Raw genomic sequence first — 12,737 nt, 5'->3', positions numbered from 1 at the left:
GCATGCCGCGACAAGACGATTTGGAGAACAGTCATGCGCGCCCAGCCAACGGCATCGCATTATGTCAACGGCCGCTATATCGACGACGAGCGCGGCTCAGCGCTGCCGGTTATCTATCCGGCAACCGGCGAGACCATCGCCATGCTGCGCTCGGCGACGCCGAACGTGCTGGAGCTCGCGATCGAGGCGGCGCGTGCAGCACAACCGGCCTGGGCGCGGCTGAAGGCGGTCGAACGCGGCCGCATCCTGCGCCGCGCCGCCGACATTTTGCGCGCGCGCAATGCCGATCTGGCGCGCATCGAGACGCTGGATACCGGTAAGCCTATCCAGGAGACGCTGGTTGCGGACGCCCCGTCGGCGGCCGACTGCCTGGAATATTTCGGCGGCGCGGTCGCCGCCTTTAATGGCGAGGCCGTGGATCTCGGCGGACCCTTTGCCTATACCAGGCGCGAGGCGCTCGGCGTTTGCGTCGGCATCGGCGCCTGGAACTATCCGATCCAGATCGCCGGCTGGAAATCCGCACCCGCCCTCGCCATGGGCAATGCGATGGTTTTCAAACCATCGGAAAACACGCCGCTATCAGCGCTGGCGCTCGCCGAAATCTATACCGAGGCCGGGCTGCCCGACGGGCTGTTCAACGTGGTGCAGGGTTTTGGCGATGTCGGCGCCGGCCTTGTCGGCCACAATGTCGTCGCCAAGGTCTCGGTGACCGGCTCGGTGCCAACCGGCCGCAAAGTGCTGTCGCTCGCCGGCTCAAAGATGAAGCACGCGACGATGGAGCTCGGCGGCAAGTCGCCGCTGATCGTCTTCGAAGACGCCGACCTCGAAAATGCCATCGGCGGCGCGATGCTCGGCAATTTCTATTCGACCGGCCAGATCTGCTCCAACGGCACGCGGGTCTTCGTGCAGAGCGGCATCCATGACCGTTTCGTCGAGAGGCTGACCGAACGGACGAAGAAAATCCGCATCGGCGATCCGCTCGATCCGGACACGCAGATGGGGCCGCTGGTCTCGAAGGCGCAACACGACAAGGTCGTCTCATACATAGAGGCCGGCAAGCAGGATGGCGCGGTGCTCGCCTGCGGCGGCAATGTGCCTTCGCTGCAGGGTTTCCAGGATGGCTTCTTCGTCGAGCCGACGGTGTTCACCGGTGTCACCGACACGATGCGCATCGCCCGCGAGGAGATTTTCGGGCCGGTTATGAGCGTGCTGAAGTTTGACAGCGAGGACGAGGTGATCGAGCGCGCCAACGACACCGAATTCGGCCTCGCCGCAGGCGTGTTCACGCGAGACCTGGCGCGCGCCCATCGTGTCATCGCCGAACTGCAGGCCGGCACCTGCTGGATCAACGCCTACAATCTGACGCCGGTCGAAATCCCCTTCGGCGGCTTCAAGCAATCCGGCATCGGCCGCGAGAATTCGCTCGCGGCACTGGCGCTCTATTCGCAGCTGAAGTCGGTCTATGTCGAGACCGGGGATGTCGCCAGCCCGTACTGATCCTTGGGCGCCGTGCCGTCCAGATACTGCGTCAGCGCGCAGACGAGATGATAGAAGATGCTGGCCGGCACCTCGCTCGCCAAGGAGCGGCCACGCTCGTCGATGCGGTCGATCCACAGGCCGAGCGGCGCCGGATTGATGTGCCAGCGGAACAGCCGGCCGACCCGTGCTTCGATCTCCGGCTTCAGGTCGGGACCGCCCGAACCGTCCAGCGCGATCGCCGCCTTGATCGCTTCGGCCTGCGGCCAGCTGCGCGAGACGCGGTCGAGCGGCAGGCCTTGCCGCGAGACGGCGCCGTAGGCGAGGCCCGTGGCGCGGTTCAGGCCATTGGCGATCGCCGACGCGTAGAGCTTCCGCGCAAGGCCGGTCAAGCCGCTCTGGCCGCTGCGGCCGGCGAAGTCGACCAGCAGCGAGGCCCATTCGAAATGATGGCCGGGTTCGGTCCACGTGCCCTTCTCACCAGGGGTCGGCCGCCATTCATGGTCGAAATACTCACCCAGCGTCCAGCTTTCCGGGTCGAAGAAATGGCTGCGAAACAGATCGACGATGCGCGCGGCGCGACGAAGATGGGCGCGCTCGCCGGTCGCCTGATGCCAGGCCAGGAATGCCTCGAGCAGATGCATGTGCGGGTTGGAGCGGCGCTCGCCCTCGCCGCTCGAGGTCTCGCGGAAGCCGGTCAGGCGTTCGTCCTCGAGATGCGCGTCGATGAACGCAAAGGTCTCCTGGCCAAGTCGCAACGCATCGGGATTGCCGCACATATGGGCATGTGCCAGCGCCAGGAGCACGCAGGAATGGTCATAGGCATCCTCGGCGGCGTCGGCGACGGTGCCGTCGACGTTGAGCGTGCGTACCCAGCCGCCATTGTCGGTACGTCCGTGCCTGGCCATGAATTCGAGGCCGTGGCTGATCAGCCGATCGGCCGGGCCGTTCCAGCCGCGCGCCTTGGCGACGGCGAAGGCGTAGATCTGCCTGGCCTGCGTGCGCATGCGCTTGGGTTTCATCAGAGGGGCGGCATCGAAGCCGAGCGCCTCGTGGAACCCGCCGTGGCGCTCATCGACGCCGACCGTCGACCACAACGGCACCGTCTCCTCGAACAGCCAATGGTGCACGCGGCGCTGCCAGGCGCCGCTTTCGATGACGCGGTCGTCGGCGGGCGTGAACCTGGTCTCAAGGCGGCCGCTTTTTTCGAGCTGCTCGACGATCTTCTTGACGTTCTGGCTGTGGCTGACCGGGGCGACGAAAGTGGCGTCGGCGGTCGACACGATGGCGACGTCCTTCAGGCCTATGGCCGACAGCAGGCGGCCGTCGCTGCGGATATAGGAGTTCTCGCAATCGATGGCGACGACATCGCCGACGATGACATTGCCCTGCGTGTCGGAGGGGCCGACGTCGAGCAGCGATTGCCAGGAGCCGAGATCGTTCCAGCGAAAGCCGGCCGGCACCATGGCGATGCCGCTGGCGCGCTCCATGATCGCATAGTCGATCGATGTCGATGGGATGGCGGCATAGAGATCCAGAGGCATGTAGAGGCCGGAAAGATCCGATGTCGCAGCCTGGTAGGCAGCCTCTGTGGCGCTCCAGATGTCGGGCTGGAAGGCCATGAACGCGTCGCGCATGGCACTTGCGCGAAACAGGAAGATGCCGGTGTTCCAGTAGAAATTGCCAGCCTTGAGATAGCTCTGCGCCGTGGCGAGATCGGGTTTTTCGACGAAACGCGAGACATCGCAGATGCCATCGCGCTCGCCGGCCACCTCGATGTAGCCGTAACCGGTCTCGGGTTGGGCCGGCTTGATGCCGAACACCACCAGCCTGCCTTGGCGCGCGGCCGCCGTGCCGGCCTCGATGCTCCGCCAGAATTGCTGTGGCGTCGCGATCTCATGATCGGACGGCACCACCAGCACCAGGCTATCGCCGAATTCCGACAGCGTGCGCAGGCTTGCCAAAGCGACGGCCGCGGCAGTATTGCGTCCGGTCGGCTCGAACAGCGGGCCGCCGCCGGAAAGCTCGTGACCGGCAATGTCGGCATGAACGCGGTCGGCATGCCTTTCCGAGGCAATCAGGAAAACCGGCGTTTCGCCTTCCGGCCGCGCGGTTAGCCGGCGCAGCGTCTTGGCCAGCATTGAGCCGTCGCCCGAGAAATCATGGAACTGCTTGGGATTGTCCTCGCGCGACAACGGCCACAGCCGCGAGCCGACGCCGCCGCTCATCACAAAACTGACGATCCGTTCGATCATGAAAACAAGCCCCGCGTTCAAAAAGTCTGATTGTAGGCGCCGACTTCGGGGCTGCGGCGCAGCACCGCATCGACGGCTTCGAACATCTGCCGCCGCCGCTCGGACGATACCGGGCTCTCCACCACCACCACAAGCTCCGGCTTGTTCGATGATGCCCGCACCAACCCCCATGTACCATCCTCCGCCACGACCCTGACGCCGTTGACGGTGATCAGTTCGCCTATCTTCTGGCCGGCGAAGACCGTGCCCTCGTCCTTCATCTTGCGAAAGTCGCCTACGACGCGCTCGACGACGCCGTATTTGAGCTCGTCGGCGCAGTGTGGCGACATGGTCGGCGTGCCAAAGGTCAGCGGCAGATCGCGATAGAGGTCAGCCATGCTGCTTTGCGGGCTGCGATCCAGCATCTGGCAGATGGCGATGGCCGTGACCAGGCCATCGTCATAGCCGCGGCCGATCGGAGGATTGAAGAAGAAGTGGCCCGATTTCTCAAAACCGGCGACAGCGCCGAGTTCGGCCACGCGCCGCTTGATATAGGAGTGACCGGTTTTCCAATAGTCGGTGACCGCGCCATTTTCCCGCAACACCTTGTCAGTCATGAACAATCCGGTCGACTTGACGTCGACGACGAAAGTCGAGCCGGGATAGAGGTGCGAAATGTCGCGCGCCAGCATGACGCCGACCTTGTCGGCGAAGATCTCGTTGCCTTCATTGTCGACCACGCCGCAGCGATCGCCGTCGCCGTCGAAGCCTAGCCCGACATCGGCGCCCGTTTCCAGCACCTTGTCGCGAATGGCGTGCAGCATCTGCATGTCTTCGGGGTTGGGATTGTAATTGGGAAACGTATGATCGAGCTCGACGTCGAGCGGGATGACCTCGCAGCCGATACTTTCCAGTGCCTCGGGAGCGAAAGCCCCGGCGGTGCCGTTGCCGCAGGCGGCCACCACCTTGAGCTTCCTGGAGATACGCTTTCCCGCGGTCAGATCGTCAAGGTAGGTTTTGCGGAAATCCGCAACGAAGGCGTAGGAGCCACCACCGACAAGGTCGAAATCGCCTGACAGCACGATCGCCTTCAGCGCGCTCATCTCCTCCGGACCGAAGGTCAGCGGACGCGCCGCGCCCATCTTGACGCCGGTCCAGCCATTCTCGTTGTGTGAGGCAGTGACCATGGCGACGGACGGCGTGTCGAGCGCGAACTGGGCGAAATAAGCCATCGGCGACAGGGCAAGCCCGACATCCTTGACCCGTGCGCCGGCCGCCATCAGCCCGGAAACCAGCGCCAGCTTGATGGCAAGCGAATAGGAGCGGAAATCGTGACCGGTGACGATGTCGGGTCCGGCACCCAGGCGACGGATCAGCGTGCCGAGCCCCATGCCGAGCGCCTGGACGCCGATTAGATTGAGTTCCGGCGTTTCGTTCGAGCCGGGATGGCCGAACCACCAGCGCGCATCATATTCGCGAAACCCGGACGGCATGACGAGCGCCGAGGTTTCGAACTCGAATGTGTTTGGTCTGGCATCGCTAACGATCTTCATCGACAAGGCTGCAAACTCCAGGCGGCTGAATCAGGTGCTTCGAGGCAAGTGGACGGTTACCCAGATGCCCTTTAAGCCGTGTTTGTGCGACAGGAAACTGAAACCTGTATGACGTGGCGGCGAAAGCGAAAGAAATGCGACAGAAGCGCTGCCATTGGCGCTTGCAGTAACCAAACTCGGCGGCTATAAGCCCGCGGTCTGGTCACGGAGTGTAGCGCAGCCTGGTAGCGCACATCGTTCGGGACGATGGGGTCGCAGGTTCAAATCCTGCCACTCCGACCAGAAAAAACATTGTCCAACCCGGGAGGCAATGGCTCAGGGCTCGTAGGGGCTCTTCCAAGTTGCGCCTGTACATTCGACAAAAAGAGGTTTGGCCGAGGAGAGGCTACGCGGTGCCCGCAGTGGCATCGGATCGCGGCTATTGCTAACGCATGTTCGTCACCGAAAAAAGCGAGATTTCCAAGGCACCGGAAACCTCCCCCGCTTCGAAATGCCAAATCGTCCCGTGAAGGCCGGCGTGAGATTTACACCTCGGTTGCAACCGGAACATGGGATAGCCCGAGCCACCATTTTGATGCGGCTGTCAGCCGCCCTCCGGGAATGCACCAAGACTCGTCATCCGGCGGGAAAGCCAAGCCGGCGAGATTCTGCGCCGCCTTTCGCAAGTCTTTGCATCTCACGGCACTATCGCCCATTTTGCTTGTTGCAAAGCCGGTCTTGTTGCCTCTTCTAATGATCCCCGTCCGCAGGCGGAACAACTTCGGAGCAAAAAAGGGGACCATCGTGACGACCCATCATCATGCCCGCACGGGAGCGGTGTCTAGCGCTTCAGGTATGCTGCACCCTCAACTCGGGCCTGCCGCCGCCGGCAAATATCAGCCCCCGATCTCCAGAGCCGATGCCCGCCGCCTGACTGTCGGTGACATCCTCGCCGCCTATACCGAAGCACGCCAGGCCAAGATTGCCGGTCGCAAGGAATTTCTCGCCAGGATGCGTTTTCTGAACGAATTCTTCGGCACCGAGCCGGTCGCCAACATCAATGGAGATCGCTGCCGCGCCTATGTCGAGCACCGTTCGCGCGAGCGCAATCGGGTAGAGCGTGAGCGAATCGCCAAGCTCAACGCTGCGGCGATGGAGACCCGCCGTGCGTTACTCCCGGCGTGGCGAGACAAGGACTTTACATCAGGCCCGCGTCGCGATCTTGAGGACCTCCGCTCGGCGATCAACTTTTGGGCCAAGGAATACGGTCTCGATCCGAAGCCGTCCGTCACCTTGCCAGACAAACCAGCAGCGCGCGAGCGCTGGCTGACGCGCGAGGAAGCAGCGGGACTGCTGCGCGCGGCATTGCGGCTGCGCCGGAAGCACGGTCAGTACGCTCATCTCTGCCGCTTTATCATTGTGGGGCTCTACACTGGCTGCCGACATCGTTCAATCCTGCAACTCAATTGGGATGGCGAGGCCGCAGAAGCTTGGCCGGACCTAGGCCGCGGCGTGCTCTATTGCAAAGATCAGCACGCGAAAAAAAGCAAGAAATGGCGTCCGCCGACGCGACTGCCGTCACGGCTGATCGCCCATATGCGCCGCTGGAAGCGTATCGATTGCGACTGCGGGCCGGTCGTCCATGACAGCCTGGGCGAACCGACAAAGCGCATCGAGAAGGCGTTCCGCACCTGCCGCGTGGAAGCCGGGCTCGGCGACGATGTCACCCCGAATGTGCTTCGCTATACCCGCGCCATGTGGCCTGTGCTGTGCGACGTCGACATGTGGCGGATCGCCAGCAAGGCTATGCGCTCAGGCGAAATCGCGTGACATCGATGGCCGCGGCCATCAGTGTCTGTGTGTAGGTTGCCTGCGGATTGCTGAAGATCGCCTCGGCCGGCCCCTCCTCGACGATCTTGCCCTGTTTCATGACGATGATGTAGTCGGCCATGGCGCGCACGACGGCGAGATCGTGGCTGATGAACAGATAGGACAGTTCGTGGTCGGCCTGCAGCTTCCGCAGCAATTCGACGATCTGCTTCTGCACGGAGCGGTCCAGCGCCGAGGTCGGCTCGTCCAGCACCACCACTTTAGGCTTGAGTATCATGGCGCGCGCAATGGCGATGCGCTGCCGCTGACCGCCGGAGAATTCATGCGGATAGCGGTTGCGCGTGTTCGGGTCGAGCCCGACTTCGAGCAAGGCATCGACCGCGCGGAGATCGCGCTGCCTGCCCGACAGATTGGGCTCATGGACCAGGAGCCCCTCGGTGATGATCTGGCCGACGGTCATGCGTGGCGACAGCGAGCCGAACGGATCCTGGAAAACCAGCTGCAATTCGCGCCGCAGCGGCCGCATCGCCTGGCGGTCGGCGTGGGAAATGTCGCGGTCACCAAGCCGGATGATACCGTCGCTGGGCAGGAGCCGCAGCAAGGCGCGGCCGAGCGTCGATTTTCCCGAGCCGGATTCGCCGACGATGCCGATCGTCTGGTTGCGCTTCAGCCGTATCGAAATGTGATCGACGGCGCGCAGCAGCAGCGGCTCGCCGCCAAGAAATCCGCCGCCGATCTTGAAGGTCACCTCGACGTTCCTGCCTTCAAGCAGGACAGGGGCATTCGGAGGCGGCGGCGCCTTGGTGCCGGTCGGCTCGGCGGCAAGCAGCATCTTGGTGTAGCCGTGCTGCGGGTTGGCGAAGATCGCTTCCGCCTCGCCCTCCTCGACCACCTCGCCATAGCGCATCACATAGACCCGATCGGCAAAGCGCCGGACGATGCCGAGATCGTGGGTGATGAAGACGATCGCCATGCCGAGCTTGCGCTGCAATTCGGCGAGCAGCATGAGGATCTGCGCCTGGATGGTGACGTCGAGCGCGGTCGTCGGCTCGTCGGCGATCAGTATGTCGGGGTCGTTGGCCAGCGCCATGGCGATCATGACGCGCTGGCGCTGACCGCCCGACAACTCGTGCGGATAGGATTTCATCCGCCGCTCCGGATCGGGAATATGGACCAGCCGCAGCAGCTTGAGCGCCTCCTCGCGCGCCGCGGCGGCGCCAAGTCCGCGATGCTTGCGGATCGGCTCGATCAGCTGGTTGCCGATCGAATAGAGCGGGTCGAGCGAAGTCATCGGCTCCTGGAAGATCATGCTGATCTTGCGGCCGCGGATCTTGTTGAGCTCGGGCTTGCCCAGCGTCAAAAGATTGCGGCCGCGATAATCGACGGTGCCGGTGGCTTCGCCATTCGAGGCGAGCAGGCTCATCGCCGCCATCATCGTCTGGCTCTTGCCGGAACCGGATTCGCCGACGACGGCGACGGTTTCGCCTGATTTGACGTGGATATTGATGCCCTTCACCGCCTCCACCACACCGTCGAGGGTGCGGAAGCGGACTCGAAGGTCCTTGACGCTGAGAATGGTATCGGAAGCAGCCATCTCAACGATCCTTCGGGTCGAGCGCATCGCGCAGCCCATCGCCGACGAAGTTCAGCGCGAACAGCGTAGAGACGAGAAAGAAGGCCGGGAAAAGAAGCAGCCAGTTGGCCGAGCCGATGTTCTGGGCGCCAACCGAGATCAGCACGCCCCAGCTGGTCATCGGCTCCTGGACGCCAAGCCCGAGGAACGACAAAAAACTCTCCAGTATAATGACCTGCGGCACCAGCAGCGTCATGTAGATCACCACCGGCCCGAGCAAATTGGGGATCACATGGCGCAGCAGAATGCCTCGCTGGCCGACGCCCATCGCTTCCGCCGCCTGGACATATTCCTGCCGGCGGATCGACAGCGCTTGTCCGCGAACGATGCGCGCCATGTCGAGCCACAGCACCGCGCCGACCGCCAGGAACATCAGCACGAAGTTCCTGCCGAAGAACACCACCAGCATGATGACGAAGAAGATGAACGGCAAAGAATAAAGCACGTCGACGACACGCATCATCACCTCGTCGACCCTGCCGCCGGCAAGGCCGGCGGTGGCGCCATAGAGCACGCCGATGACCACGGCCACAATGCCGGCAAGCAGGCCGATGGCCAGCGATATGCGCCCGGCCATCAGCGTTCTGGACAGGAGATCGCGGCCGGTATTGTCGGTGCCGAACAGGAAATATTGCTGCTTGATCGAGGCACTCATCACCATTTCGAGACCGTCCGGCGATTTGCTCTCGATCTTTGTGCCATCAAAGGTATCGGAACGATCAAGGTAGCGAATGTTGCGGTCGTCGATCGGCTTGGACGATTTGACGGTAACGAACACACGGCTGTCCTCCTGCCGCCACTCCGTAATGTCGACGCGCATACGCCTGATCGCCTCATCGAGAGCGCCTTCGATCATGTCGGCCTTCGGATAGGCGGAGAAGCTCGGCGGCGTACGGACATAGTCGGCATAGATGGTGGTGTATTGGTGCGGCACGAGATAGGGCCCAAACACGCTGATGACGGCGATGAAGGCAAGATAATAGAGGCTGAACATGGCCGCGCGATTGGCCTTGAGGCGCGCCCAGGCGTCACCCCAAAGGGACCGGCCGACGACCGGTGCGGCAACTGCGATATCAGTCATAGCGCACCCTCGGATCGACGACCCCATAGAGGACGTCGACGATCAGGTTGAAGACAATGGTGAAGAGCGCGATGACCACCACCGTCCCCATCACCAGCGTGTAGTCGCGGTTGAGTGCAGCAACGACAAAATGGCGGCCGATGCCCGGGATAGAGAAGATGGTCTCGACGATGACCGAGCCGGTGAGAAGGGCTGCGGCTGCCGGACCGGTGAAGGAGACGATCGGCAGGATGGCGCCGCGCAGCGCATGCTTGACGACGACCGACCAGTCGGACAGGCCGAGAGCGCGCGCGGTGCGGATGTGATGCGAGTGCAGCGATTCGATCATCGAGCCGCGCATCAGGCGGGCAACGATGGCGATCTGCGGCAGGGCGAGCGTCAGTACCGGGCCGACCTTGTTGATGAGGGCTCCATCGCCCCAGCCGCCGATCGGCAGCAGCTTCCAGGTCAATCCGAATACAAGCTGGATTATCGGGGCGATGACGAAGGTTGGTATGGTGCTGCCGGCGGTCGCCAGCGCGATCACCGAATAGTCGGCAAGCTTGTTCTGGTTGAGCGCGGCAACAGTGCCGAGCACGCTGCCGAGGAGCAGCGCCAGAACGAGCGCCGAAGCGCCAAGTTGGATCGAGATCGGCAGGCCTTCCCTGAACAGCTCGCCGACGGTGAAATCCGGCATGTTGTAGCTGGGGCCGAAATTGCCGCGCAGAAGATTGCCTAAATAATGGAGGTACTGCAGCCAGAGCGGGTCGTTGAGCCCGAACTGGGCTTCGAGATTGGCCCTGATCTCGGGGCTCAGGCCCCGCTCCTGGTTGAACGGGCCGCCCGGCGCGACGCGTATCAGGAAGAACGCTATAGTCACGATGACGAACAGCGTCGGGATGGCGGTCAGGAGCCGCCGGAAAACGAATCGCAGCATCGATGCCCCGCTTGATCCAGAGCAGCGCGCGTCCGGCTGGACGATTGCGCTCTAGCCTTCAAATCTTCGCACCGACATTGTCGAAAATCGAATCCGGTTCCCGGGCCGATGCGATGGCAAACCGGCGCCGCCGCGCATTGAGTCGCGCGGCGGCCTGGCTAAAGGATCAGTCCTTGCTGATGAAGCGGGACGGATGGATGTCCATCACATTGTCGTCGAAGCCGTGCAGCTTCGAGGAAACGATGTCGTGGTAGCTGTAGTAGAGAAGCGGGATCTCGCCGACGTCGTCGACGAGGATGCGCTCGGCCTCGGCGAGTTCCTTCATGCGCTGGTCGGGCTTGCCGCCGGCGGCGGCAGCCTTGTCCATGGCCGCCTCGAATTTCGGGCTGTTATAGCTCGAATAATTGTTGCCGCTGGCCTTGCGAGATATGCCGAGGAAGGTTTCCGGGTCCTTGTAATCGGCGATCCAGGCGGCACGCGCCACATCGTAGTCGCCCTTCTGCTCGAGGAAGGAGTAGTGGGTCTTGGTGTCGGTGTTGAGCAGCGTGACCTCGACGCCAAGCGGCTTCAACTGTTCCTGGATGGCGACAGCGGTGTTCTTGTGGTTTTCAGAGGTGTTGTAGCGGATCTGCATCTTCAACGGATGCTCGGGTGTATAGCCGAGTTTCTCGAGGATCTTCTTGGCAGCGTCCTCGCGGTCGATCTGCGGCATGTCGGCGTATTTGGCCAGTGCCGGCGTGTAGCCCTGGATACCCGGAGGGACCATCGAATAGCCGGGCAGCATCGAATTCTGCCAGACTTTTTCAGCGAGGAAGTCGCGATCGATCGCCATCGAGATAGCGTTGCGCAGTTCGACGTTGTCCCAAGGCGCCTTGTCGGTCTTGATCGCGTAATAGTAGATGCCGAGATATGGCCCGACACGGACCTGGTCGCCGAATTTGGTCTTGAGATCGGCGAGCTGTTCGGTCGGCAGGTCACCGTAACTGTCGAATTCGCCGGCCTCGAAGCGCTTCATCGCGGACGAGCGATCCTCGGTCGGGATGTAGTTGACCACGTCCAACTTGACGCTGGCGGCGTCCCAGAATTTCGGATTCTTGACCAGCTTCAGATGGTCGTTGGGAATCCACTCTGCCGCTGTAAAGGCCCCGTTCGAGACCAGCTTGCCTGCCTTGATCCAGTCGGCGCCAAGCTTTTCGATAGACGCCTTGTTAACCGGATAGGTCGCCTGATGGGTCAGCATCTCCAGGAAGTAAGGCGTTGGCGCCTTGAGCGTGACTTCGAGGGTATTTGCGTCAATCGCCTTGACGCCCATATCCTCCGGCTTGCCCTTCTTGGTGTTGACTTCCTCGGCACCCTTCACTGGATAGAGCATGGAAGCGTATTCCGCAGCGGTGGCCGGATCTTCCAGCCGACGGAACGAATAAACGAAGTCGTCCGCCGTCACCGGGCTGCCATCCGACCAGAGGCCGTCCTTGCGCAGCTTGAAGGTGTAGACAGTGCCGTCGTCGGACACCGTCCAGCTTTCAGCGGCGCCCGGAATGAGATTCGTCTTCTGGTCATGCATGACGAGGCCCTGGAACAGGTCGCGTATGATATCGGCTTCGTAGACCGTCGAGGTCTTGTGCGGATCGAGCGTCTCCGCTTCGGCGGCGGCTCCGCGGTTGTAGACGGTCTCGGCGAAAGCCGGCGTGTAGAACGTACCGGCAGCCAAGACCATGGTCGTGGCGAGTACCGTCGCCTTCAGCACATGTTTCAGCATGGAGTTCTCCCTAACGACGTCGCCCTTCGGCCACGTCTCGAAGTGTTGACGCCCCGAAACCGATTGGCTGGTTCCTTTCGAGCGCGCAGCCGGTTCCCTTTCCGGCAGCTGGTGGCCAAACAGTAACGTGGAGATTTTTTATTTCAACAGACTCTCGGGGTCACCCAAAGTAAGGGGGCCGGGGCAGTCGTTTTGCGGGCGGCCAATCAATGGTCGAAACCATGAGTTTGACTGGGTTTCCTGGCCAGAACGCCGATCTGGGAAATAATCTGGCCG

The 12,737-nt window shown here is 62.5% G+C and carries 8 protein-coding genes and 1 tRNA gene; 3 read left to right on the top strand and 6 right to left on the bottom strand.

Annotated features, from left to right (window positions below; all coding sequences use genetic code 11):
• Positions 1–33: 33 nt before the first annotated feature.
• Positions 34–1,497, top strand: a complete 1,464-nt coding sequence (gene betB, locus NKH04_RS17010; RefSeq protein WP_352540730.1) for a betaine-aldehyde dehydrogenase — start codon at positions 34–36, stop codon at positions 1,495–1,497.
• On the opposite strand, the gene NKH04_RS17005 is transcribed toward betB, so the two are convergent.
• Entirely contained in the window at positions 1,461–3,731 is a 2,271-nt protein-coding gene (locus tag NKH04_RS17005; protein WP_352540729.1) for an AGE family epimerase/isomerase, read from the bottom strand. The genes betB and NKH04_RS17005 overlap by 37 nt on opposite strands.
• A 17-nt stretch (positions 3,732–3,748) precedes the next feature.
• Positions 3,749–5,263: a phosphomannomutase/phosphoglucomutase gene (locus tag NKH04_RS17000; protein WP_502906634.1), complete on the bottom strand. Its 1,515-nt coding sequence runs from the start codon at positions 5,261–5,263 to the stop codon at positions 3,749–3,751.
• Between the two features lie 205 nt (positions 5,264–5,468).
• Between NKH04_RS17000 and NKH04_RS16995 the strand changes: the two genes are divergently transcribed.
• A tRNA-Pro gene (locus tag NKH04_RS16995) sits at positions 5,469–5,545 on the top strand.
• Between the two features lie 9 nt (positions 5,546–5,554).
• Positions 5,555–7,072 carry a site-specific integrase gene (locus NKH04_RS16990; RefSeq protein WP_353044631.1) on the top strand — a complete coding sequence of 506 codons (1,518 nt, stop codon included), beginning with the start codon at positions 5,555–5,557 and terminating at the stop codon, positions 7,070–7,072.
• On the opposite strand, the gene NKH04_RS16985 is transcribed toward NKH04_RS16990, so the two are convergent.
• The 4 genes from NKH04_RS16985 to NKH04_RS16970 form a co-directional block, all read right to left on the bottom strand.
• Positions 7,047–8,666 (bottom strand): ABC transporter ATP-binding protein, encoded by a 1,620-nt coding sequence (locus NKH04_RS16985; RefSeq protein WP_352850270.1) that lies wholly within the window; start codon positions 8,664–8,666, stop codon positions 7,047–7,049. The two genes, NKH04_RS16990 and NKH04_RS16985, sit on opposite strands and share 26 nt — an antisense overlap.
• A gap of 1 nt (position 8,667) precedes the next feature.
• Entirely contained in the window at positions 8,668–9,786 is a 1,119-nt protein-coding gene (locus NKH04_RS16980) for an ABC transporter permease (protein ID WP_353044630.1), read from the bottom strand.
• Positions 9,779–10,702: an ABC transporter permease subunit gene (locus NKH04_RS16975; RefSeq protein WP_352470962.1), complete on the bottom strand. Its 924-nt coding sequence runs from the start codon at positions 10,700–10,702 to the stop codon at positions 9,779–9,781. Before NKH04_RS16975 ends, NKH04_RS16980 begins: the two co-directional genes overlap by 8 nt.
• 166 nt (positions 10,703–10,868) lie before the next feature.
• Positions 10,869–12,461 (bottom strand): peptide ABC transporter substrate-binding protein, encoded by a 1,593-nt coding sequence (locus NKH04_RS16970; protein ID WP_352771877.1) that lies wholly within the window; start codon positions 12,459–12,461, stop codon positions 10,869–10,871.
• Positions 12,462–12,737 lie beyond the last annotated feature (276 nt).

The organism is Mesorhizobium sp. M1365, from assembly GCF_040317865.1.
In the GTDB taxonomy this organism is placed as follows: Bacteria; Pseudomonadota; Alphaproteobacteria; order Rhizobiales; family Rhizobiaceae; genus Mesorhizobium.
This window is presented reverse-complemented; position numbering and strand designations above follow the sequence as displayed.

Coding starts and splice junctions, on each gene's coding strand:
- NKH04_RS17005 (WP_352540729.1), bottom strand. CDS start 3,731: ATGATCGAACGGATCGTCAGTTTTGTGATGAGCGGCGGCGTCGGCTCG.
- NKH04_RS17000 (WP_502906634.1), bottom strand. CDS start 5,263: ATGAAGATCGTTAGCGATGCCAGACCAAACACATTCGAGTTCGAAACC.
- NKH04_RS16985 (WP_352850270.1), bottom strand. CDS start 8,666: ATGGCTGCTTCCGATACCATTCTCAGCGTCAAGGACCTTCGAGTCCGC.
- NKH04_RS16970 (WP_352771877.1), bottom strand. CDS start 12,461: ATGCTGAAACATGTGCTGAAGGCGACGGTACTCGCCACGACCATGGTC.
- NKH04_RS16975 (WP_352470962.1), bottom strand. CDS start 10,702: ATGCTGCGATTCGTTTTCCGGCGGCTCCTGACCGCCATCCCGACGCTG.
- betB (WP_352540730.1), top strand. CDS start 34: ATGCGCGCCCAGCCAACGGCATCGCATTATGTCAACGGCCGCTATATC.
- NKH04_RS16980 (WP_353044630.1), bottom strand. CDS start 9,786: ATGACTGATATCGCAGTTGCCGCACCGGTCGTCGGCCGGTCCCTTTGG.